This window comes from uncultured Salinisphaera sp. (assembly GCF_964012375.1).
Taxonomy (GTDB): Bacteria; Pseudomonadota; Gammaproteobacteria; order Nevskiales; family Salinisphaeraceae; genus Salinisphaera.
In genome coordinates this window covers 1-23,435 of the sequence record NZ_CAXGSH010000024.1, presented here as the reverse complement: position 1 = coordinate 23,435, position 23,435 = coordinate 1, and the positions used below count along the sequence as shown (strand labels likewise).

Below are 23,435 nucleotides of genomic sequence, written 5' to 3'. Positions count from 1 at the left end.
GATCGAAGCCCCCGCTCGGCTGGCCACCCCGGATTGGTCGGGCCATAGGGCGACCGCCCCGCCGCCGGCCAGAACCACTCCAATGAACAGGACGTAGCGAGCACGCATGCCGTTTAAAGACCGGCGTTTTTCAACCGATTGGCGTGCTGGCGATAGAGTTCGGGTACATCCTGTCCGAAGCCGACAAGCCCCGCGACCTGATTGATTTCGTCTAGGTGGTTCTGGGCATAGTCGTCTCGAATCACCTCGCCGAGCTTGCTCGAACACTGGCCGACCAGCCCGTCGTTGGGCTTGCCTCGAAAAGCCGTCGCGGTGATGGCCAGCAGCGAATCGGTCGGATCCACGAGGGTTGTAACCTGGCGTATGCCGGTCCAGGAGTAATAGCGAACGCCGTCGACGACGTGCTCACCGTCGCCGCAATCGGCCGGTATGCCAGCGGAAAACCGGGCATTGAACTCTGCCGCGCCGCGGGTGCTCAGGGAGTATTGGGCCGCCCGCGAGTCCTGCGGGTAACCGCCGTCGGAGAGTAGATCCACCAGACCCGCAAGCGCGGTCACGGTGCGATCGAGCAGCGGGCCGCTCACCGGCTCATCGTGTGCCGGCACCAGAAAATCGGCAACCGGGCTGCCACGGTTGACCCCCGCAACGCTGGTCACCGAAGCCACCAGCTCGGGCGCCACGCCGGCGACATACCGCGTTGTCGGGCCGCCGTGGCTGTGGCCGATCAAATTTACTTTTTCGGCACCGCTCAAGGCCAGGATTTCGCGCACCTGAGCCAATAGCTGCTCTCCGCGGACTTCGGTGTAGTTCGCCGCCGATATCTGGGCAACGTAGACCTCGGCACCGCCCTCACGCAGCGCTTCGGGAATGGCAGAGAAGTAGTCGATCGGCCCGATGGCGTCGAAGCCGAACCAGCCGTGCACCAGCACGATCGGGTACCGCGTTTCGGTATAGCCGGCCGGCCCCGAATCGCCGCCGTGAAAAGAAAGCCAGCCGCTATAGCCAGGCCCGGCGAATAACAGACACAGCCCGGCAGCCACCGCTACCCGAACACGACGGATAACATCACGCTTCATTGCCCCCTCCCGCACGCGAATGAAAATCGCGCCTGCTCCAATTGCTATCTTGTTTTTCTGCCGACGCCGTACGTGCGGGTCGGTCTCTGTCAAAAGCTAGCAGGCGGCTCGGATCGCGTACACATCGACTTTAGCCTTGGTCCGTTGGCGGTGCCGGCATTCATACCTGCCGGCCGGACGTTGCCGGCACACGGGGTAGCGCCTTCCCGCACGGCCGCACCCCGGCCAACACGGTCGCAAGACTCGGCCAATAAAAAGGCCGGCAAAAGCCGGCCCATTCGTGTCGAGGAGAACACGAGGCGGCCGGCGTTCGCCGGCCGCTCGTGCTGCGCTGCCTAGAGGGCGGCGCTGTTGCGGTCGGCCACGTCGAAGCGGTCGTGCATCATCACCTTGTTCCAGGCGGCGACAAAGTCACGAACCAGCTTCTCGTGTCCGCCGGTCTGGGCATAGAACTCGGCCAGCTGACGCAGCTGGGAGTTGGCGCCAAAGATCAGGTCACAACGCGTGGCCTTGAACTTCGTTTGACCATTGCTGCGATCATCCAGCGTGAACTCCATGCCGGCCTCGTCGACCTTCTTCCACTCGTACTCGGGCGAGGTGAGGTTTACGAAGAAGTCGTTGCTGAGCACGCCCGGCTTGTCCGTGAACACGCCGTGGTGCTTGTAGGCGCCGTCGGTATTGATATCCAGCACGCGCAGGCCACCGGTCAACGCGGTCCACTCGGGCGCGGTCAGGCCCAGCAGCGCGGCCCGGTCCAGAAAGATCTGTTCGGGCGATACGTTGTAGTTGATGTCGTCGCGATGGAAGTTGCGGAAACCGTCGGACACCGGCTCGAGCCAGCGAAAGCTCTGCTCGTCGGTCTGCTCTTCGGTGGCATCGTTACGACCCGGCGTGAACGGTACCGTGATATCGATACCGGCATCCTTGGCCGACTTTTCGACGGCCGCACAGCCGCCCAGCACGATCAGATCGGCCAGCGAAACCTTCTTGTTGCCCGCCTGGGCCGAATCGAAGTCGCGCTTGATGCCTTCGAGGGTGGATACCACCTTGCCGACCTCGGCCGGGTTGTTCACCGGCCAGTCCTTCTGCGGGGCCAGGCGTATGCGGGCACCGTCCGCGCCGCCGCGCTTGTCCGACGTACGGAAGGTCGACGCCGCGCCCCAGGCCACGCCGGCCAGCTCGGCCACCGTGAGCCCGGAATCCAGAATGCGGCCCTTGAGATCGGCCACATCGCTGGCGTCCACCAGCTCGAAATCCACGGCCGGGATCGGGTCCTGCCAGATCAGGTCCTCGGCCGGCACTTCCGGGCCGAGATAACGCGCCTTCGGGCCCATGTCGCGATGGGTGAGCTTGTACCAGGCCTTGGAGAACGCTTCGGTGAAGTAGTCGAAGTCCTCGAGGAACTTCTCGCAGATCTTGCGATAGGCGGGATCGACCTTCAGCGCGATATCCGAGGTCATCATCATCAGCGGATGATCCACGCCTTCAAGGTGCGCGTCCGGCGTGCGCGGGGCGTTCTTGTCCACCGGCGTCCACTGCAGCGCCCCTGCCGGGCTACGCGTCTGCTCCCATTCGAACTTGAACAGGTTCTCCAGATAGCTGTTGTCCCAGGCCGTCGGGTCCTGCGTCCAGGAGCCTTCGATACCGTTGGTCATCGTATCTTCGGCGTTGCCCTTGCCGCGCGGGTTGTTCCAACCCAGGCCGGCGGCTTCCATCGGCGCGGCTTCCGGCGCATGCCCGATCTGATCCGGCGGGGTCATGCCATGCGATTTGCCGAAGGCGTGGCCGCCCGCGATCAGGGCGACGGTTTCCTCGTCGTTCATGGCCATACGGCCGAAAGTGATCCGTATATCGACCGCGGAATCCTCGGGAATGCCCTTCTTGGCCGAGCCTTCCGGATCCACATAGATGAGGTTCGAGTTGGACGCCGCCAGCGGCGCTTCCAGGTCGTAGTCGGCATCACCGGCTTCGCCGGTCCAGCGCAGGCCGCGATTGACCATCTGGGCCGGCTGGCCTTCCATCGGCCCGTGCGGCGCGTCCTCCGGCTTCTTGCCGGTCCAGCCTTCGGGGCCCCAATAGGTGAGGTTGTCGGGTTCCCAGGCATCGATACGACCGCCGGCGAAGCCGTAGGTCGGAAAGCCCATGATTTCGAGCGAGCAGTTGCCGGTGAGCACGATCAGATCGGCCCAGGAAATGGAGGCGCCATATTTTTGCTTGATCGGCCAGAGCAGACGCCGCGACTTGTCGATATTGCCGTTGTCCCACCAGCTGTTGATCGGGGCAAAGCGCTGCATGGCCTCGCCCGCGCCGCCGCGGCCGTCGGCGATGCGATAGGTGCCGGCCGAATGCCAGGCCATACGGATCATCTGCGGGCCATAGTTGCCGTAATCCGACGGCCACCAGTCCACCGACGATTTCAGCAGCGTCTTGATATCGTTCTTCAGCGCTTCGAGATCCAGCTTCTTGAACGCCTCGGCGTAGTTGAAATCCGGATCTTCGGGGTTGGCCTCGCGCGGGTTCTGGTGCAGCAGCTCGACCTGAAGACGGTTCGGCCACCAGTGCTGTAGCGTCGGCTCGGAGCCGGCCGCGCCGCCGACCGTATTACCGGCGAACGGGCATTTGCCGCCGATCTTGACTTCTTCACTCATAGTCACGGTTCCTGTTGACGATTTCTTGGACCTTTCGGTGGTTGAATCCGGTGTCGGGGACGCCGGAAAGGGCTGCTGTCGCTAGGCCTTGTCAGGGCGAGTCTCGGTATTCGCACGACAGCGGCTACACACACCCCAAAACAGGATCTCGGCCTCGTGGATCACGAAGCCCTGAGCGTCGTCCGGGGTGAGGCACGGTGCATGACCGTGCTTGCAGTCCGTGTCCTCAACACGGCCGCAATGAGTACAAACAAGGTGATGATGGTTGTCGCCCCGCCGCCGCTCGAAGCGCGCCGGGTGACCGCTGGGCTTGATCTGGCGTACCAGTTCGGCCTCCACGCTGGCCGAGAGCACGTCGTACACCGCCTGTTTAGACAACGTGCCCAACTGCTCGACCACGCCCTGGTGAACCTGGTCCGCGCTGGCGTGCGGGTGGCTGGATAACCACTTGAGAATGGCATGGCGCGCCGCCGTCACGCGCAGCCCGCGCTGGCGCAGCGACTCTGCAATCGCGCTATCGCTTTCGGGCACCGTTTGATTCTCCATGTTCACTGTCACTTGCCTTGTTGCCCGATACAGTTTCTCCGGCGCCTCGACCTGGAATGGCCTGCGTCCGGATGCCGATCGCGCCGCCTCGCGGTCCGGCGTATGCTGGCCTTCAAGGCCCGCGAGCCGGCGCCTCGCTGCTTCCACGATTGTCTGCTTCGGTAAATACGTACTATTACCCCCTACGGTTTCAGTAGTTTTACGGTTTCATTCCAACGATCGATTCAACAAAACGCTCGATCCCTCGCGCCTGCGAGCGGAGCGGCCCGCATCCCTGATGCCGATCTCCGGCCGCGGCTACCCGCCCGGGCCCCGCCCGACCGCGCGATCGCGTGGTCGGCGCCGATTCCGGGCATAGGCCGCTAGCCAGCGCCCGCTTCGAAGCGCCAGACGGGCCTGGCCTACAGTTCTGAACGGCTGTCGTTCGGTTACAGCCATCGGCGCATGTCGGCGACCGGCGTCCGGTACGAAACCGACCGAAAATCGACGTTCGGGTTGACCACGCCTATGCGAATGCATGCGGGCTGTTGGCGCGGGCGGCGAAGGCGCCTGCACTCGTGTCGGGATGGGCGAATGCGTGGGGCCGCCGAAGCCGACCGCGCTGGGCCCGCGGCTTCTGCCCGTGCCCCATTGCGGTGGGGCGAACGGCCGCGAGCGAACGGCGATCGGCCGGTATGTAAATCGAGCGCCCCGGCGCGACGGCCACGCGGCGGCGTCGCGACGCCGACATCGGATATGACTACTGATCCGATACCCAAACAACGGACTGCACCAGCTGTTTTCAACGCCATCGAACGAAACGCGGGCATGTGTCCGGCCTTTCCAATGGCGCCACGGCCGCCGGCCGTGGCGCACCTGCCCTCGCAGACACGCGTTGAGAGCGACGCCGATTAGTCCAATCCGTGGCCGGCGGTCACGCCCGGGGTGGCGCAGCTATGCGCTGTCCAGCACGACACGAACCTTGGCGGCCAGTTCCTGCCGGGTATAGGGTTTGCTCAGCAACTCGACGCCCGGATCCAGGCGCCCCTGATGCACGATGGCGTTCTCGGTATAGCCGGAGGTGAACAAAACCTTCAATCGGGGATAGCGTGCAACCGCCCGGTCGGCCAGCTGGCGGCCGGTCATGCCTCCGGGCATGATGATATCGGTAAGCAGCAGATCGATATTTGGCTGGCGTTCCAGGGCGCTCAGTGCGGCCGGGCCGGACGTGCAAACCGTCACCCGATACCCCAGCGAACGTAGCTGGCCTTCCAGATGGGTCAGTACCAGATCGTCGTCCTCGGCAATGAGGATATGCTCGCTGCCGCCGCGATAGGACGGCTGCTTCGACGGCACGCGGCCCAGCGGCAAGTCATCGTTCGAACGGGGGAAATAGAGCTTTACGCAGGTGCCCTCCCCCGGCTCGGAATAGATCTTGATATGCCCGCCCGACTGCTTGGTGAACCCGAACACCATGCTCAGCCCCAGGCCGCTGCCCTTGCCCACCGCCTTGGTGGTAAAGAACGGCTCGAAGGCGCGGGCCACGGTCGCTGCGTCCATGCCGCTACCTGTATCGGATACGCCGATCATCACGTAATCGCCGGGCTCGACCTCCGAATGCCGCTCGGCATAGTGTTCGTCGAGCACGCTGTTGGCGGTTTCGATGGTGAGCTTGCCGCCTTCCGGCATCGCGTCGCGCGCGTTCACCACCAGGTTCAATAACGCGGTATCCAGTTCGCTGGCATCGATTTCGGTGCTGCCCAGCTGCGGATCGAGCGCGGTTTCAAGCTCGATATTCGCCGGCAAGGTTCGCCGAACGAGCGGCTGAATGGCCTGCACCCGCTCGTTGACGTCGGCCAGTTCGGGGTTAAGAGGTTGTCGGCGGGCAAACGCGAGGAGCCGATTGGTCAACTCGGCACCGCGCTGTGCCGCGGCAACCGTCATCTGCGCCATCTGGCTGAGCATCACATCGGTTGCCTGCTCTGCCAGCACTTCGGCGTTGCCGAGGATGACGGTCAGAAGATTGTTGAAATCGTGTGCGACGCCGCCGGTGAGATGGCCCACCGCTTCGAGCTTCTGCGCTTCGCGCAGGCGTGCTTCCATATCGATGCGCTCGCTGATGTCGAGCATGCTGCCGACCATGCGAATCGCCCGGCCGGACTCGTCTCGAAGCACAAAGCCGCGGTCCACGACGCTGGCGATCTGGCAATTTTTTCTGAAGAAGCGATACTCGCCGCGCCAGAGCACCGCCCCGCTGTCGATCACGTCGGCCACGCTCTGGGCGACGCGCTCACGATCCTCTTCGTGAACGCATTGCCGCCAGGATTGGCGACCGCCATCCAGCTCGTCATGGGCATAGCCGAATACTGCAGTCACCGCGTCGTTCCACCACACCTGCCCGCTGACCAGATCCCAGTCCCAGATCACGTCGTTAACCGCGCGCGAGATCAGTTCGAACCGCTCCCTGGCCTCTCGAATCTCTGCTTCCTGGGCCTTGCGTCGCGAAATATCGCGCTGCACGGCCACAAAATGGGTGCACTCGCCCGCGGCATCGAACAGCGGCGTGACCTCGACTTCCAGCCAGTACACCGTGCCGGATCGCTTTTGATCCCGCAGCTCGCAGCGAATCGGCTGGTGCCGATACAACGCCGTGCGAATCCGGGCTAACTGCTGCGCGTCGGGGCCCGTATCCTGCAAGAACCAGGGCCGTTGCCCCAGCACCTGCTCTTTGGCCCGGCCGGTCAAACGCTCGTAGGCATCGTTCACGTAGACGACGCGCGGCTGCTGCGGGGCGTCGGCGGGCGCAGCTTCGGTGATGATCACCGTATCGTCCTGGCGCGCGAGGGCGGCTTCGATCATGCGCAGCTGATCCTGGTATTCGCGCTGTTGCGTCACGTCGCGAAGATAGACGGCCAGACCTTCCGGTATGGGGTAGGCGCTGATTTCCAGCCACTTGCCCCGCGGCGCGCAGTAGCTCTGGAAGTGAACCGTTCGCTGTCCGGCGACGGCATGGCGGTATTTCTGCTCGACAGCTTTACCGAGCGTGTCGGGAAACTCGGCCCAGAGATTGCGGCCGAGCAGCTCGGCCGCCGGGCGTTCGAGCAGCGCACAGGCCTTGCGGTTCAGGTAGGTGAAATTCCAGTCGTGGTCGAGCGCGTAAAAAGCATCACCGATGCTCTCGAGAATATCGATCCGGGCCTTATCGGCCTTGTCGGCGCGCTGGCGGGCCTCCTGCAGGCTCGTTATGTCCTGAAACGCCCCCTGCACTGCCACCACTTGGCCGTGCTCGTCGCGCTCGGCCACGCCGAGGCTGCGCACCCAGGATTGCCTGCCATCGGCGGTATGCAACCTGCTGACGACATCGAAACTCGTACCCTGCTGCACACAGCGTTTGAAAACGCTCTGAATCACCTCTCGATCGCCAGGGGCATAGAAACCGATCGCTTCTTCGACGGTGTGCGGCGAATAGCCGGCAGGCATGCCGTGAATTGCGGCCGTCTCCGATGTCCAGACCACGGATCGAGACTCCAGCGCCACGCGCCAGCCACCCAACTTCGCCTTTTCGCCGGCCAGGCGCAGAAGCTGCTCTGCCTGGGTGAGCTTTTCGCGGGTGCGCATCAGCGAGGTCACGTCCTGCACATAGCCGACCACGATCTCGTCATCGGCACGACGGTGGCGTTCGCCCACGGCCTTGATATGCCGCACCTCACCGCTGCGCGTACGTATCCGGTGTTCCAGCAATATCTGTGGCGTCTGGCGGTTCAAAAACTGCAGGTAGGCCACGCGTGCATCCGCCTGGTCGCCCGGATGCACCAGCGCAAAATAACTGTCCAGATCCGGCGCGCCCTCGCTGATGGGTCGATCGTGAATATCAAAAACCTGGGCCGACCAGCTCAAGTCGCCGGTCTTCGGCCGGTACTCCCACGTACCCAGATTGAGCATGCGCTCGGCGGCGCGCATGCGCGCTTCGTACTCCTGGAGTTTGGACAGCGCCTGGCGAAGCTCCTGCGACCTGAGCACGATATCGCGTACGGCGGCCGGATCCTGTCGGGTCGCGGCGTCCACGGGTCGCGTGTCCTCGCTGTAGTCGATGACGCCGGTAATGTCCTCGGTTCGATGCAGGATGAACTCGATCTCGCCGTGCTCGTCCAGCACGGGAGTATTCATCGAGCTCCAGAAGCGTTCTTCGAACGTGCCCTGCGGCGAACGCAGCGGGTAGCGCTGTATACCCATGGTGTCCGGCGCCTTGAGCGCCTCGACCCGTTCCAGCGACGCCAGCAGATTTCGCTCGCCGTCTGCCAACGGATCGGTCGGATCATCCGGGAAGGCGTCGAATACGCGCTTGCCGACGATGTCCTGTTCACGTTTTGCCGTCGCGGCAAGGTATTCATCGGTTGCGGTCACGATCTCGAAGCTGCGGGGTAACAGCACGAGAATCTTGCCCGGCGCGGCCTTGAACAGCCGCCTGTAAGTATCGTCGTCCGGCTGCATCATCCGTCTTGCCGCCCGCAGGTTGCCTGCCAGAGCGCGGCGGCCTGATGACTCATGGGTTTGGCGATGAAGTAGCCCTGGGCCTGATCGCAGCCCACCCGATACAACAGCTCCAATGCCTGGCTGCCCTCGACCCCTTCGGCCACCACGTTCAGGCCAAGCGAATGGCCCAGACCGATCACCGCGCTGACGATCTTCATCGACTCCTCGGACGTCGCCAGACTTTTCACGAACATGCGATCGATCTTGAGTTCGGAAAACGGCAGCCGCGCCAGCTGCACCATCGATGAATAGCCCACGCCAAAGTCATCGATCGACAGTTCGAAACCCCGAATACGGAACTGGGTCAGATTTTCGAGCAGCACCAGCGGGTTGTTCAGGCTGGCTGTCTCCGTGATCTCGAGGATCACCTGCGACGGCGCGATGCCCTGCGCCTTGCATTCCTCGAATAGCCAGCGCGGGAAGTCCTCGTCGCCAAGGTTGAGCGGCGACAGATTGAGCGCGTACTTCAGCGGCTTGCCACCGATATCGGGCGGACGCCACGTCAAAGCGTAGCGATAGACCTGTCGGGTCAGCTCGTGTATCTGACCGGTCTGCTCGGCACAGCCGATGAATACATCGGGCGCTATCAAGTCGCGCTTGTTGGCCTGCCAGCGGGCAAGACATTCGAAGCCGACCAGGGCGCCCGTGGCGAGCGATATCTTCGGCTGATAATGGGCGACGAACGCCTCGGCGGCGAGCGCATCGGCAAGCTCGGCCCTGGACACGCTTCGAATCGAACGTTCTGGAAGAAACCCGACGTTCTCCGGCGCCCTCGACTCGACTGCGATCAGCAGCGATTTAAGCTCGGCATACGAAAACGGCTTGGCCAGCGTGCCGGTGAGCCACAGGCCATTTTCGACCGCCGCACGCGCCGCGGATTCCAGAATCCGCCCACCCAGGCCCGACACGATAATCAGGCCGGCGCCACAATCCAGTTTTGCCAGGCGATGGATGACGTCGATGCCGTCGCCGTCGCCCAACTGCAGGTCGACGGCCACATGGGTCGGCGGGGCGGTCTCCAACCGCTCCATGAACACGTCGATACGATCGGTGTAGTCCGTCTCATAGCCTGCGTTGCGGGCCATCATGCAGATGGTCGCCCCTACGTCACGCTCGTCGTCCAGCACCAATAGACGTCTTGGTGTCCCCCGTTGTTCAACCATGACACTCCGCGCACTCGCATATGTCTGAACTTGGCTGTCTGGCAGCACTCTTCCAAGAGGCCCTCGCCAGTAATCAGTCGGCCCTATTATTTGTCGTCCAGCAACTATCTATAATTGTTTCTACCACCCTACTCCTATCCGAAATTTCACGTAAATAACGGTAGCCTTTTGTCTCACTTCAAATAAAAAACACGTTGTTTCGCCGCAAGCCCTCCTTTGTACGTGTGACATGCAGCGATTCGGCGCTATCGGTCGATCCGACAAAGCGATACGAGGGTTGACAAAGCACGCCTGCGGGACGACCACCCGCGGTATGTCGCCCTCTCTAAAAAAACAGACTGCCCCCTTGCGCGAGGCTGCATAGCCAGGCAATTACCGCCGACAAGCTCGGCCAACAACGCCGTCGCTCTAGATCGCGCAGATTTGTGCGAAAAATCGCATATCGCTGGCTCACCCAAGCGGTTGCAAGATCAAGTCAGCCACTCACCACATTCCGGGCACGTAGTCTTCCTGTCACCTGCCGCAGTTAGTGTTTAACGCACTCATCCTGGAGCGCGCTGCGGGGGCTTTCATGGATCGTCGGCGTTTTCTTTCGACTTTATCGGCTGCGGGCGCGGTCGGCTGGAGCCTGACCGCCACCCCGGGCTGGGCCCGGGCGCTGGGCGGCGTATTCGAAAGCCCGGTGCCGTTCATCGATTCGGCCGATATCGGCCCGCAGGGGCAGGCCTGCGCTGTTGACGACGCCGCCACAGCCCGGCATCAGGCAGCGTGGTTTCCCCAGAGCGTCGCCTCGGGCGACCCGAAGGAACAGGGCATCGTGCTGTGGACCCGGCTCGCCCCGGAGAGCGAGGCCGCAGCCGGCGACGCGGTCGTGAACTGGCAGATCGCGACGGACGAAGAATTCAGCAACGTCGTTCTCGCCGGCGCCGCCCGTGCAGGTGCCGCGGGCGACTTTACCGTCAAGCTCGCCATCGCCCATTCGGCGCTGAGCGGTTTCAAAACGTATTACTACCGTTTCATTTTGCAGGGCGTGGCCAGCCGCACCGGGCGGTTCAAGACGCTGCCCTCCGCCGAGGCCAACCCCGAACGGCTGCGGCTGGGCTATATCACCTGTCAGGACTACGGCTTCGGTTTCTACAACGCCCTTGCCCGCGTCGCCGAGGAAGACGTGGACTACGTCATCCACCTGGGCGACTACATCTACGAAACCGTCGATGCCGGTTTTCAGCAGGGCGGCGCGCGCCCGATTGGCCCGCTGCCTTCCGGCAACCCCACGCCGGCCGACATCGATGACTATCGTTACCTGTATCGCAGCTATCGCAGCGACGCCGAGCTGCAGCGTCTGCACGAGCGCTTTGCCATGATCGCCATCTGGGACGATCACGAATTCGGTAACGATTGTCACGGCAACGTGCCCCCGGATACCGACACGGGTGCGACCACGCCGAGACCGGCCCTGCGCCAGGCCGCCAATCGTGCCTGGAGCGAGTATATCCCGGCGAATACCGCCTTCGACGCCGACCGGCCCTGGAACGAATCGATCCAAATCTATCGCAGCTTTCGCTTCGGCCAGCTCGCCGAGCTGATCGCCACCGACGAACGCCTGTATCGCGACGGCCCACCCTGTGGCACCGACACCGTCGGCGAGCGTTATGCCACGCTCGGCTGCCGTGCCCGCGAAGACGCTGATCGCACGATGCTGGGCCACACGCAGCGCGACTGGTTCATCGACGCGGTGACCCGCTCCCCCGCCCGCTGGAAACTCTGGGCCAACGAAGTGATGCTCATGCAGCTCAAGGTAGGCGAGCTATTCGTCAACCTCGACCAGTGGGACGGCTACCCCGCCGAGCGCCGGCATATCCTGTCGACCCTGCGCGACGCCGGCACCACCAACCTGGTTGCCCTGACCGGCGATCTGCACACATTCACGGCCGGCTATCTCAAGACCGATTTCGACGACTTCTTCGAATACCCCGTGGGCGTGGAGCTGATGGTGGGCTCGGTGACCTCCGCCAACCTCGAAGACCAGATTCGCGCCGGGCTGAACCTGCCGAGCGCGCCCATGCCGGCCGACCGGCTTGGCCTGCGTGCCAACAAACTCGAACCCGCGGTGCGCCTGGCCAACCCCCATATCCGCTACTGGAACTCGGCCGCCCATGGCTATGCCGTGCTCGAGATGAGCGAAGCCGCCCTGACCTGCCGCTATATGGCTGTCGATACCATCGCCGCCCCCGACCCGGGCGTGCGCGAGCTGGCGACTTTCCGGGTAATGAACAGCGTGCCCTGGCTCTGGAAAACCTGACGGCGGCCGAACCATTCGACGTAAAGATGTAAGCGGGGCCTCAACCCGAAGCGCCCAATTTACCAGCCCGAACGTTGAATAAGCGCAACCCGGCCGAAACCTGGAAAGCCATTACAGGTGCAAAGTTACGTCAGGCGTGGCCGCAGCGTTCGACCCCGGTTCGCATCGACCGCGTCCGCATTCGATCACGGTAGATCGTAATGCGCGAAAGCCCTCGCGACCTTCCCCGACGGCGAAAAATGAAACACTTCGGCAGACAATCCAAGCACGCCCTGATAGACCAGCGTCACGCTGTCCGCGCCCCGGAGCACATGCAGCAGCTCGAACCGAAGATCGGGAAACTTTTCGAGCGCGCCCGCCCAGTATTCCCCAACCGCCGCCTTGCCCTTGAGCCTGCCCGACGCCTCGCCGGTCAAGCGACTGATCGCAGGCGACGCCATTTCGAAATCCTCTTCGTAATGGGCCAGAATCCCGCCCAGGTCATGGGCATTCCATGCCGCCACCCACTCATGCGCGAACGCCAGCGCTTGGTCTTTATCCATAACCCATACCCTTTACCCGGAATGCCGACGACGAATACGGCCGCCATGCTATAGCCAACGCCCGATCGTTGGTTGCGATAGATCAAGGCCAGGCTACAAGCCAACACGCGCAGCCCAGACCGCTCCAGGCATGCGTCGCCCCTGGCTAGTCTTCGCGCAGCTCCTTACCTAATCAAGACGAGACGTTGTGCGGGCCGATTCGCATGCAAGCCGCTGCTAAGAACACGACGTGGGCTGGGCGATGCGCGTCACCATAATGCCACTGGCAGCGACATAACCCCATACAGCCCTGGAAGTCCTTTCGCGCTCGATAGCGGCTAGTCGAATAGCGCGCGCCGATGCCGCCGCACGCGCGGCCTGTGGCGTGCATCCACGATACCCCCCGTCCAACGGGCCGCGTAATAGCGGAGAGGCACCGCAGCGGGCCCGCCATGCCGACGGCCTGGGTGACATCCGGCATCGGTAGTCGAACGCCGGGCGAGCCCGGGGTCACGGCATTGTCATCCGCCTCACTTATTTTATATGTCTTCACCATGAAGGTTTTTTTTCGGACGAGGGGCTATCCATGGCGTATCGACTGATCGCAAGTATTGCGGTTGCCGGCCTGTTGCTGGCCGCAGCCGGTTGTAGCGACGACAACGACAAGGTCTCGCAGGCGGGTGATGCATCCTCCGGCGGGTCGATGCCGGGCTCGACCAGCTCGCAGACCGCAACGCCGATCGATCATCTGGTGGTGATCTTTGCGGAGAACATCTCCTTCGACCACTATTTCGGCACCTATCCCGAAGCCACCAATCCGCAAGGCGAGCCGCAGTTCACGGCGGCCGCGGATACGCCGAGCAGCATCGATACCTACACCACCGAGTTGCTCACGAACAATCCCAACCAGAATCCGAAGAACGAAACCGGCGCGAGCAACCCCTTCCGCCTGGATCGCGCCCAGGCACTGACAGCGGATCAGGACCACAGCTATGGGCCCGAGCAGATGGCGTTCAACAATGGCGCCATGGATTTGTTCCCGCTGTCAGTGGGCCGCGGCGGGCCGCCGCCGGGCGTGAGCGACAGCGACACCACCCAGAACAAGGGCCTGGTCATGGGTTATTACGACGGCAATACCGTCACAGCGCTGTGGAATTACGCCCAGCGCTACGCCATGAGCGACAATTCTTACGGCACCAATTTCGGCCCGTCCACGCCCGGCGCCATTAATCTGGTGTCGGGTCAGACCAACGGTATTGTCGCCATCAGCCCGTCTGACGCCACGTATGGCTATGTCGCCGACGGCAACGGCGGCAAAACACTCACCGGCGATCCCGACCCGATGGGGGATGTATGCTCGGGCACGACCCAGGTGCGTATGGGCGGGCGCAATATCGGCGACATGCTCAACGAACAGCACATCACCTGGGGTTGGTTCGAGGGCGGCTTCGACCTTACCCAGGTCAACGAAGACGGCAGCACCGGCTGCCAGCGCAGCCACAAAACACGCGTCCGTCGCACCGGCCTTAGCAGCGACGACAACGCGCCCGTGATCTCGTCCGACTATATTCCGCATCACGAGCCGTTCCAGTACTACCCCTCGACAGCCAACCTGGAGCACAAACGCCCGAGTTCGGTTGCCGCCATTGGCCACACGTTCGAAGTGGACGCCAACGGCAATGCCACACAGGTCAAGGACCCGGCCAACCATCAATACGACAGCGACGATTTCTTCGCCGCTCTAAAGGCCGGCAATTTTCCGGCGGTCAGCTTTCTGAAGGCTCCGGCCTATGAAGATGGCCATGCCGGCTATTCGGATCCGATCGACGAGCAGCACTTCATCGTCAAGGTGATCAACACCCTGCAGCAGCACCCCGACTGGGACCACACGGCCGTGGTCATCGCCTATGACGACTCGGACGGGTGGTACGACCATCGCTACAGCCCCAATCGCAACCCGTCGGACTCGATACAGGATGCTTTGAACGGTGCCGGAACCTGCAACGCCGGCGGGGATGGCTCGGTGCAGCGCAGCCAGCCGCTCGACGGTATCGACGGCAGCCCGGCCCAGGGCCGCTGTGGCTATGGCCCGAGGCTGCCCCTGCTGGTGGTCTCGCCATGGGCCAAGTCCAATTTCGTCGACCACACGGTCACGGACCAGACCTCGATCATGCGGTTCATCGAGGACAACTGGCTGGACTCTAAACGTCTGGGTCAAGGTTCGTTCGATGCCCTGTCGGGGCCACTCGACAACATGTTCGACTTCGCCTCGAAGACGGCCCCGAACGCACGCACTCTGATCCTCGACGCAGCCACCGGCCAACCCTCGACATAAGGCGCCAACGCCCCGGCTGCGGCGATGACAGGAATTTCGCCACCGACGGCCATAGAACCTGCGAACACGCGCACCGGCGCGTGTTCGTTTTTTCCTTTTCGAGCATGGCCTGCAGCGCAGCAGGCAGCAGACGATGGGTGACCAGATGACAATCAGTCGACGTGACTTGCTCGCGGCCGGTGCCGGGCTGGCTGGCACCACACTCACGTTCCCGGCCTGGGCCGGCTCCAATACGCCGGGGCGAAGCAACTCTGCCAAGGCCCTGTTCATCGATCCCGCCACACTCGAGCCGTTCGTGGATGCCCTGCCGATCCCGCCCGTCGCCCAGCCCGTAACGCCGGCCCAGCCTAACGGCGAGTCGGCGCATTACCGTATCGAAATGCGCGCAGCGCCGGTCAAGGTCCATCGCGATCTGCCGGCCACCCGCATGTGGACCTACGACGGGCATCATCCCGGCCCCACGTTCGAAACCCGGTCCGGCCAGCCCCTGTCGGTGGAGTGGATCAACAACCTGCCCACGCAGCATTTCCTGCCGGTCGACTACACGCTATGCGGCATGTCGCCCGGCGCCCAGGCCGTACGCAGCGTCGTGCACGTACACGGCGGCCGTACCCCGGCAGATAGCGATGGCTTTCCCGAAGACTGGTATCCACCGGGCGAATCGCGCATCGGGCATTACCCCAACGGTCAGGACGCCACCGGGCTGTGGTATCACGACCATGCCATGGGCGTATCCCGACTCAATCACTATGCCGGGTTGATGGGCATGTTCTTCATACGCGACGACGTCGAGGACGCGCTTGAGCTGCCCCGCGGCGACTATGAAATCCCGCTGCTGCTTGCCGATCGCAACTTCAACGCCGAAGGCCAGCTCTACTACCCGGATTCGGGCATCCCGGATCATCCCTGGATTGCCGAGGTAAGCGGCAACGCCGTGATGCTCAACGGCAAGCTGTTTCCGTTTACCGAGGTCGAGCCGCGCCGGTATCGCCTGCGTCTGGTCAACGGCTCCAACCAGCGGTTCCTGCGCCTGGCGTTGGCCGGCCAACGCCATTTTTTCCAGATCGGCAGCGATCAGGGCCTGTTCGGCGCGCCGGTCGAACTGGAGACACTGCTGCTCGCGCCTGCCGAGCGCGCCGACCTGATCATCGATTTTTCGCAGTGGCGCGGCCAAACGTTCACGCTTACCAACGACGGGCGCGCCATTCTGCAGTTCCGCGTGGGCCGTACGCCAGCCGCCGACAACCCGCCCCTGCCCAGTCGGCTGCGCCCGGTTCAACCGATTGCCCAGTCGCAGGCGGTTCGAACCCGAGACCTCACACTCGACGAGTACATGAAACCCAGCGGCGACTCGATGCTGATGCTTCTCGGCGGCAAGCGCTGGTATTCACAGGTGACCGAAGACCCGGTCCTGGGCACGGTCGAGATATGGCATCTCATCAATCTCACCGAAGACACCCACCCCATTCACCTGCATCTGGTGCGTTTCCAGATACTCGACCGCCGGCCGATGGACATCTTCAGCTACCAGAATTTCGACAAGCTGCGTTATCTGGGCGACGCCCGCCCACCGCTACCCCAGGAGCGGGGCTGGAAAGACACGGTACAAGCCCATCCCGGCACGGTCACCCGCATTATCGTGCCGTTTGATGGCTATCCGGGGCGCTATGTCTGGCACTGCCACATCTGGGAGCACGCCGCCAACGAGATGATGCGTCCGTATATTCTCAAGCCATCACCGGCTGACCGTTCCGACGCCACGTAGCAAGCCCGCATGAAGCGCGATGGCACAGACAAAAAACGCGCGGTCCCTGTCGTCGCCTGTCGTCCATCGTCTTCGTGAGCATGCGACAGCCCATACAGCGGATCCATGCCATAGTCGCCTCGGGTCAACCCTTGGCGGCTGACATATCGTGGGCAGCGATCGCCATTAAACAGGACCACTGAGCTCGACGCCATTCTTTGCGCGGCCCCGCTCGCCTGTTCGTAGCGCCGGCTGCAGATCGCCGATCCGTTCCGGCCTGTCGCCAGGCTCACGAAACAGCGTGTCTTCGTCTTTGTCCCCGGTGCGTCGCGCCGCCGGCCGCGCGGGTTGCGCAGCAAGCCCTACTCATACAGCCCCTCTGACCGGGGCTTATCGAATAGCCGCGGTATCTCGACCGCCTGCAGCCTGAACCACTTCTAGAGATGTTGTCCGTTGTCACGGACACCACCTTCGGACCATCGCGCTTTTGGGTCCATGCCCGCGAATGCCGCGCCGATACACCCGGTCAGCCCGTGTATCTTTGGACGCCGACCACCGCGTCGCCCAAGATACCCCATCAATTCGTAGCCGCCCCACCCTCCGCCCATGATTGCGACGCGCCCGCTCTTACGGGTCTTGCTCTTCTTATCGCTCGCTTTCGCGACGCGCGCTCAAGCAGTGCAGGCGCGCGGCTGCAGTGACGTGTCGTTCGGACACAGCGTCTATATCGTCTGCACCTTCGATGCGGCGTCTAGCGATCTACGCCTGTTCTGGCGCGACGCGCACGGCGAACCGTATCGCCAATTCGACCGCCTCGCCGACGAAATACAGGCCCGCGGCGATACGCTGCAATTCGCCCTGAATGCCGGCATGTACACCACCGACTTCGTGCCCGTAGGATTGTATATCGAGAACGGCGAAACCCTGCGCCCGTTGAACACCCGCAGCATCGATGCGCCGCCCGCCCAGGTGCCCAACTTCTACAAGCAACCCAACGGCGTGTTCTATCTTGCGAACGGCCGCGCGGGCATTCTCCCCACCTCGGCCTATGCAGACGCCGACCTGTCGCCTCGCTTCGCCACCCAGTCCGGGCCCATGCTCGTCAGCGATAACGTGCTGCACCCCGCACTGATCGAAGGCTCCACCTCGCTTGCCCGCCGCAGCGGCGTGGGCGTGTGCAAAAACGGCGCAGTGCGGTTCGCCATCAGCGAAAGCGGCGTGAACTTCCACGAATTCGCCCGCCTGTTCCGAGACCACCTCGACTGCCCCAACGCCCTGTTCCTCGACGGCGGACGCGGCGCCGGCATATACAGCCCCGCCCTCAAGCGATACGACGCCTCCTGGCACGGGGGCTACGGGCCGATGTTTGGTGTTGTCGCATCAGGCAACAGCGAACCAGGCTCGCCGTAAGCGCAGTCCGCGGCAAAGGTCATTCACGCGGCCCACGAGTCGGTGCCCATGTCAGCGCCAGTATCACGGACGAAACTTCCAATACGACGGGTACCGCGACGCTCGATCGCCGCCAAGACGCGCTCGCGCTAGCCGATCACCATTTCATCATCGGCATTGGATTCAGGGGATGCCTGACAAACCATTTCCCAGCAGCCTTGACGAGCATTCGGTGAAACCCTGCGTTCGGGTAGGTCTGCATGACGTCGCGGACCATCCGTCTAGGCAGGCCAAACCGAACGATTCCCTTCGAGAAATCCACCAGATCGCCTTTCCTGAACAGTTCGACCAGCGGCGTTAGCCCGTGCGTGATCTCGCGAACGCGATGGTGCTCGAGAATCATTTCGGTGATTTCCGGCCCCCAATCAGATAGACCGTGCGCATCGAGGTAGCTCAGCGCCGGCGGTACGGACGGCTCCAGGTAGTCGAGCGTATCGGCGGTCCAAATGCCGATATCGTGAAAGCAAGCCGCGATCTCGATCCGGCGTTGCGCCTGCGGGCTGCAAGGCTTGAGCATGAGGCAAAACGTAGCCATCCGAACCACATGATTCCGATAGCCCTCGTAATCTCGCCCGATAGTCGCCTGCCAGGGTTCGAGAATGCCGTCTATGTGCTGCGTATCGGCCTGTGCTTTCACGATGACGACCCCTGGGTGATGACCAACGTCCAAACCGCGATTGGTGGTCGCGCTACGGAGATCCTTCGGTCAGTCTACTGCAGCGGTGCGGGAAATTCGCTCTCAAGGGTCGTCATGACAGCAAGGAGCGCCAAGATGTTTGTACTGTCCTCGATCCCCGAAACGCCTAACGAAGCCCCGCCCAGAACGGCCTTATCGCGATTGGAACCTGAAGCGACCCGCTTACTGGCAGCTATCGCCGGACATAATCTTGCTGACGATAATCCTATTAGAGCCGTCTAAGGACCCTCTAATAACAACCATGAAATGGTCCTGTTCGTCTTCGAGTTCCGCTATCGCCCGGGCCTCGCAAAACGTAGCCGTCAAAACACCATTCAGCTCCGCACTATAAGCGCGCGCTTGCTCGACGGAATCAAGCGGTTCCGTTGACCGAAAGCTCGCGTAGGATTTTTCATTCTCAAAGTCTTGGGACTCGAACTCGATCTCGTCCCGTTGCGAAAGCAGGCTCGAACAGAACACCTCACCGAACTGATATTCCTTGTAATCGGCCACTTTCATAGCGACAAAGGACGCGATACCCGTGAGCACCAGCCAACCCATTCTGGCAGTCCGAGGCGTTAGGAAGCGTTTGAGGCGACTCTTACCCTCGCCGGTCAAAAAACGCATAACCTCCCCGGCTCCCGTCCTTTGTCAGCCGAGCGCCTTGACCTGCTTCCCACTTCGCCCCGCGCCGACATCGGAATTGTAGAAAACGACGCGGTTTCGACCGGATCTCTTGGCGTCGTAGAGTGCGGCGTCGGCCTCCTTGAGCAGGTCGTTAAGTTCTTCGAGTTGGGCATACCGTTGGGAGGCGACACCGAAGCTTGCGGTATAGCGAATGGGTCGGTCGCCGTAATGAACCTCCGAGGCTTCGATCGCATGCCGCAATCGCTCGGCGATGGCTCGCGCCGTTTCCGGGCCGGTCGCCGGTAGCATTACCGAAAACTCCTCACCCCCGTAGCGGCCTACTTCGTCGTATTCACGAACGTTGTTCTTCAGGATCCGCGATACGTCGACGAGCGTGGCATCGCCGGCCGCATGACCGAGGGTGTCGTTGATCTGTTTGAAATAGTCCAGGTCGATCATCACACAGCTTATCCACGGGCGGGATTCATCTATAAAACGCTTGCCGCGGGCGATTTCTTTGCTGGCCTGGTCGATGAACGTGCTGCGGTTGGTTAACTGGGTCAGCCCATCCGTCTTGGACATATTCTTGAATAATTCCTCACGGACCACCCAACGCTTGATCGCCGAAGTGACCAGATAGACCAGCGCAAAGAGCACGGCGGCCAGAAAAATTTCGGCGAAGAACCAGCCCATGAACGGCGCCCCGGCCGGAGTGTGTACGGACTGGCTGAACAGCGGGGCATAGGTCGCCCAGCCCAGCAGGTTCACGCCGGTCATGACACTCAACACAGCGCCGACTTGCCAGTACGCAACGCGGATTTTGTCGACATCGGAAAGCGCGCTGGTGATATTGACCCCGAGAAACAGCAGCAGCAATGCGTGCGATAGATAGGTTCCGGTTAGATAACCGGTAAGCAGCACGACCACGATAAAGCCGTAGATGACGACGTATTCAAAGCTGCGCCATTCGTCGACTTGCCGTCGCAGAAAGAACGCGCTGGTGATAAGGCTGCCAAACACCACGCTGAACAGAGCATAGAAAGCCAGGAGCGCGATCGCCACGTCGACGTGCAGGAATTCCGGCGCTATCACCAGGGTGCCCAGCAGATAGCCCCCCAAGCACAGCGGGGCGAGCATCACGAGCACCGCCAGCAGTATGTGCCGATCGATCGCACGCCAGTCCATCGGGTTGGTCAGCGTTAACCCGTGCCGATCGAGAATACGCCAGGGCAACTCCTGATGACGCGCCATACTTGTCCTTTGTCTTATTTCCCGTTTCAGCGCGAGTTGTTGGCGGGCTCTAAGCGCCGCCTATGTATCGCAGCCGCGCCTCGATACGCGCCACACCCGACGGGCCGGGCTTGTAAACGCACGCCGCCGAAGTCGCAACCGCAATGCAGTTATCGGCAGCGCAAACGCATTTATTAGCAGAGATAACCGGCGCAGACTCGGTGTCTACCCCGCCCCTTTGCCCGTCCAGGCTATGGAGAAGGCCGGCGCTCTTGAAAGCTGATCAACGATAGCGCGTGGGCAGGCAAACGGGCACAGACCACGGTTTCGTTCAACGCCCAGGTTTTGATTCTACCTTCCTGAGCCGACCTGGCATTCCACGCGTCACGCGGCGGCCAAGCATCCGCTCGACCTGCGCTGGGAATCGCTCGAGCCCAAATAGGCTATTTCCGTTCGTCACTGATCGAATCTCATCGAACAAACCCGGATCGAGTTCGTAACGGACGGTTCTAGATAGGCTCTTTGGCGCTCGCTCGGTGCCACTCACATCGGGTCAGTCCAGCTCATCTGGGTGGAAATAAGCGGTACGTGCCCGGCAATCCACACTGGGGTTACAGGTATTACAGCTGTTTCGCTCCAGCTAGGCGGTAATCCGACAAACCTGGCGAGCCCCATAGACCGGTTAGCCATTATCCGTGCTGTGTCAGTTCATCACTGTGGCAGTTTCCAAACCTCCCCGGCCCATCCCCAGATAAAACCATCGCCACATTGCGAGAGTGCAATCTGTATGCCGAGTATCAGCCAGTGCTTTCACGCCGACGATTCCCGGGTGATCGCCAACACCGAGGCTCGATACGTGGTCGTGCTACGGAAATTATTTAAGCAGTATGCCGCAACCGTCCGTGAGATTGACTCTCGAGGATCGTCATGTCGGCAAGCGGCGCCGAGATTCATATACTGTCGCCCTATCACAAACTCTGCTGCCGTGTGCCTATCAACCTAATAAGACCTTTTCAGCCTGAAAGCTCTGGAAGAAACGAAATATCGACGTAGTATTTTTCGGGGTTGTTCCTTTCTATCAGAACCGTTATCTGTTCACCAAGGATGTAATCACTCGGATCAAACCATATGTTCTCGCTGGAAAACACGTGTATTTTCGATGTCGCCGGGTTTTGCCACTGAGATACGATCTGATAAGGGCTTCGGCCATTCGCCTGGACTGAGGTATTGATAGCGACACCTGTAACTTCCGCCTTGATAGGAACGCCGTTTTTCTTCAAGACCTGTATCTTTCTCCGCTTCCGACGCGCCAGCACTATGATCGAAAAGCCGATGATGAAAAAGACAGAACCCAGCAGTCCCAAAACGGTCGCAGCGCCCCACAACGAAAAGAAACTATTTATTTCCGCCCGTTCAGGCGAGGATTCTTGATACACAACGTCAACCGCTTCGCCGCGCGTGTAGCTTGGCGGATTGCTCCCAGACGATGACGCAAACTCAATAGTCAAACCGTCTTGTGTTGTAAACTCAACGACGGGTCGATACGTAATCGAGTCACTTGATCTTGAGCGAACGAGTTCAACGACTTTACCTTGAGTGGTTAGCGCATCGCTCAAGAACTCTCGTGTGTTATTGAACGAATAAAAAGCCCCGATCAACATGCCAAGGCCGGCCACTGTAAAAATATATTTTACGATCGAAAGTACTTTCATGTTTCCTGCTTGACGCGCTAGTGGCAAATACACGGAGGACACGAAGTATATCGGACCATCGACCATCCCCAGTCCAATCACCTGACGTCTGCAGACTGGGCACGACGAGGCGATATTCCCAAGATTAGTTCATCGGCTTTCTGAAAGAGGCCGAGGCGGTAACGCCGGTTAAAGAGCTGTGCCGGCGGCTCCGCTTTTTCGAGACGTGGAAACGAAGTCTCGGTGCTAATATTTCTTGATCAAGTAACGTAGCAAAATACCGCAGATCGACGTCATGACGACCGCGGTGGCGTAGCCTGCCATCACCTGCGTTGCGAAGCCTGCGTAACCGCACGCGCCCTCAAAGCCGCCGCCATGGGCCGCACAACCACCGCTTAGCCGCCACCACAACCTTGCGATTACTGTTCCGCCGAGGAGTGCCCAGAGAATCATCAGACCGGCCTGCAATGCCAAGGCCAGCCAGAAGCTACGGCGAGGCAAGCCCTTGAGCGGACAGATCAACGCAATAAAGGGCAAGACCGGGATAGCACCCTCTACCAAAATATAAAGAATGTTGAGCATGCCGCTCAGCCAACCTTTTCGACGTGATCGTCTAGACCCTAAGCTTCACGCAGTTTGCATCCATCGCACTATCAAAAGTTCGAAAGAGTAAATAGGGTCTGCCCCGCTATTATTCGGCCGCATGATCGAGGATCACCGCTCGAACCGGGTTTATCTCGATATACCGATAGCAACCCGGAACGGTGCTCTCTTCCTGCTTCAAACACGGGCGGAAGCAGCCTGCGCATAACGTGCCGCTTCGCTTATATGTTCGATTGATGTACTGCACATAGCGCTGACCCAGACGTTTCATCAGACGACCGGCGCCGTGGACACTTTCAGAGGTGAGCAACA

The 23,435-nt window shown here is 61.6% G+C and carries 15 protein-coding genes and 1 pseudogene; 4 read left to right on the top strand and 12 right to left on the bottom strand.

The window, feature by feature from the left end; all coding sequences use genetic code 11:
* Positions 1-113: 113 nt before the first annotated feature.
* The 5 genes from ABNU97_RS06190 to ABNU97_RS06170 form a co-directional block, all read right to left on the bottom strand.
* On the bottom strand, positions 114-1,076 hold the full coding sequence (locus ABNU97_RS06190) for a triacylglycerol lipase (protein WP_348765878.1): 963 nt from the start codon (positions 1,074-1,076) through the stop codon (positions 114-116).
* Between the two features lie 335 nt (positions 1,077-1,411).
* Complete coding sequence (gene katG / locus ABNU97_RS06185) at positions 1,412-3,724, bottom strand: catalase/peroxidase HPI (RefSeq protein WP_348765877.1); 2,313 nt, start codon at positions 3,722-3,724, stop codon at positions 1,412-1,414.
* A gap of 81 nt (positions 3,725-3,805) precedes the next feature.
* Complete coding sequence (locus tag ABNU97_RS06180; RefSeq protein ID WP_348765876.1) at positions 3,806-4,270, bottom strand: Fur family transcriptional regulator; 465 nt, start codon at positions 4,268-4,270, stop codon at positions 3,806-3,808.
* A 933-nt stretch (positions 4,271-5,203) separates the two neighbouring features.
* Complete coding sequence (locus ABNU97_RS06175) at positions 5,204-8,740, bottom strand: PAS domain S-box protein (RefSeq protein ID WP_348765875.1); 3,537 nt, start codon at positions 8,738-8,740, stop codon at positions 5,204-5,206.
* The gene (locus ABNU97_RS06170) at positions 8,740-9,945 is read right to left on the bottom strand and encodes an EAL domain-containing response regulator (RefSeq protein WP_348765874.1); all 1,206 of its coding nucleotides are present in this window, start codon (positions 9,943-9,945) and stop codon (positions 8,740-8,742) included. The genes ABNU97_RS06175 and ABNU97_RS06170 overlap by 1 nt, the downstream gene beginning before the upstream one ends.
* Before the next feature lie 571 nt (positions 9,946-10,516).
* Here ABNU97_RS06170 and ABNU97_RS06165 point away from each other — a divergent pair.
* On the top strand, positions 10,517-12,247 hold the full coding sequence (locus ABNU97_RS06165; protein ID WP_348765873.1) for an alkaline phosphatase D family protein: 1,731 nt from the start codon (positions 10,517-10,519) through the stop codon (positions 12,245-12,247).
* A gap of 185 nt (positions 12,248-12,432) precedes the next feature.
* Here ABNU97_RS06165 and ABNU97_RS06160 read toward each other — a convergent pair whose 3' ends face one another.
* Positions 12,433-12,789 carry a nuclear transport factor 2 family protein gene (locus ABNU97_RS06160; protein ID WP_348765872.1) on the bottom strand — a complete coding sequence of 119 codons (357 nt, stop codon included), beginning with the start codon at positions 12,787-12,789 and terminating at the stop codon, positions 12,433-12,435.
* A gap of 565 nt (positions 12,790-13,354) precedes the next feature.
* On the opposite strand from ABNU97_RS06160, the gene ABNU97_RS06155 reads away from it, so the two are divergent.
* The 3 genes from ABNU97_RS06155 to ABNU97_RS06145 all read left to right on the top strand — a co-directional run bounded on the left by ABNU97_RS06155 (position 13,355) and on the right by ABNU97_RS06145 (position 18,257).
* Entirely contained in the window at positions 13,355-15,103 is a 1,749-nt protein-coding gene (locus ABNU97_RS06155) for an alkaline phosphatase family protein (protein ID WP_348765871.1), read from the top strand.
* 145 nt (positions 15,104-15,248) lie between these two features.
* Entirely contained in the window at positions 15,249-16,868 is a 1,620-nt protein-coding gene (locus tag ABNU97_RS06150) for a multicopper oxidase domain-containing protein (protein WP_348765870.1), read from the top strand.
* Positions 16,869-17,549: 681 nt separating this feature from the next.
* Positions 17,550-18,257 (top strand): phosphodiester glycosidase family protein, encoded by a 708-nt coding sequence (locus tag ABNU97_RS06145; protein ID WP_348765869.1) that lies wholly within the window; start codon positions 17,550-17,552, stop codon positions 18,255-18,257.
* A gap of 136 nt (positions 18,258-18,393) precedes the next feature.
* Here the strand turns inward: ABNU97_RS06145 and ABNU97_RS06140 are convergent, their stop codons facing one another.
* From ABNU97_RS06140 to ABNU97_RS06115, 6 genes and pseudogenes are all read right to left on the bottom strand, one after another.
* Entirely contained in the window at positions 18,394-18,933 is a 540-nt protein-coding gene (locus ABNU97_RS06140) for a hypothetical protein (protein ID WP_348765868.1), read from the bottom strand.
* A gap of 222 nt (positions 18,934-19,155) precedes the next feature.
* Entirely contained in the window at positions 19,156-19,599 is a 444-nt protein-coding gene (locus ABNU97_RS06135; protein ID WP_348765867.1) for a hypothetical protein, read from the bottom strand.
* 24 nt (positions 19,600-19,623) lie between these two features.
* On the bottom strand, positions 19,624-20,850 hold the full coding sequence (locus ABNU97_RS06130) for a GGDEF domain-containing protein (RefSeq protein ID WP_348765866.1): 1,227 nt from the start codon (positions 20,848-20,850) through the stop codon (positions 19,624-19,626).
* Positions 20,851-21,842: 992 nt separating this feature from the next.
* Positions 21,843-22,541: a DUF3592 domain-containing protein gene (locus tag ABNU97_RS06125; RefSeq protein ID WP_348765865.1), complete on the bottom strand. Its 699-nt coding sequence runs from the start codon at positions 22,539-22,541 to the stop codon at positions 21,843-21,845.
* 225 nt (positions 22,542-22,766) lie between these two features.
* Entirely contained in the window at positions 22,767-23,102 is a 336-nt protein-coding gene (locus ABNU97_RS06120) for a hypothetical protein (protein WP_348765864.1), read from the bottom strand.
* A 109-nt stretch (positions 23,103-23,211) separates the two neighbouring features.
* A pseudogene (locus ABNU97_RS06115) lies at positions 23,212-23,435 on the bottom strand (transposase); the annotation flags it as partial.

Coding starts and splice junctions, on each gene's coding strand:
- ABNU97_RS06130 (WP_348765866.1), bottom strand. CDS start 20,850: ATGGCGCGTCATCAGGAGTTGCCCTGGCGTATTCTCGATCGGCACGGG.
- ABNU97_RS06190 (WP_348765878.1), bottom strand. CDS start 1,076: ATGAAGCGTGATGTTATCCGTCGTGTTCGGGTAGCGGTGGCTGCCGGG.
- ABNU97_RS06150 (WP_348765870.1), top strand. CDS start 15,249: ATGACAATCAGTCGACGTGACTTGCTCGCGGCCGGTGCCGGGCTGGCT.
- ABNU97_RS06155 (WP_348765871.1), top strand. CDS start 13,355: ATGGCGTATCGACTGATCGCAAGTATTGCGGTTGCCGGCCTGTTGCTG.
- ABNU97_RS06170 (WP_348765874.1), bottom strand. CDS start 9,945: ATGGTTGAACAACGGGGGACACCAAGACGTCTATTGGTGCTGGACGAC.
- ABNU97_RS06160 (WP_348765872.1), bottom strand. CDS start 12,789: ATGGATAAAGACCAAGCGCTGGCGTTCGCGCATGAGTGGGTGGCGGCA.
- ABNU97_RS06165 (WP_348765873.1), top strand. CDS start 10,517: ATGGATCGTCGGCGTTTTCTTTCGACTTTATCGGCTGCGGGCGCGGTC.
- ABNU97_RS06120 (WP_348765864.1), bottom strand. CDS start 23,102: ATGCTCAACATTCTTTATATTTTGGTAGAGGGTGCTATCCCGGTCTTG.
- katG (WP_348765877.1), bottom strand. CDS start 3,724: ATGAGTGAAGAAGTCAAGATCGGCGGCAAATGCCCGTTCGCCGGTAAT.
- ABNU97_RS06135 (WP_348765867.1), bottom strand. CDS start 19,599: ATGCGTTTTTTGACCGGCGAGGGTAAGAGTCGCCTCAAACGCTTCCTA.
- ABNU97_RS06175 (WP_348765875.1), bottom strand. CDS start 8,740: ATGCAGCCGGACGACGATACTTACAGGCGGCTGTTCAAGGCCGCGCCG.
- ABNU97_RS06125 (WP_348765865.1), bottom strand. CDS start 22,541: ATGAAAGTACTTTCGATCGTAAAATATATTTTTACAGTGGCCGGCCTT.
- ABNU97_RS06180 (WP_348765876.1), bottom strand. CDS start 4,270: ATGGAGAATCAAACGGTGCCCGAAAGCGATAGCGCGATTGCAGAGTCG.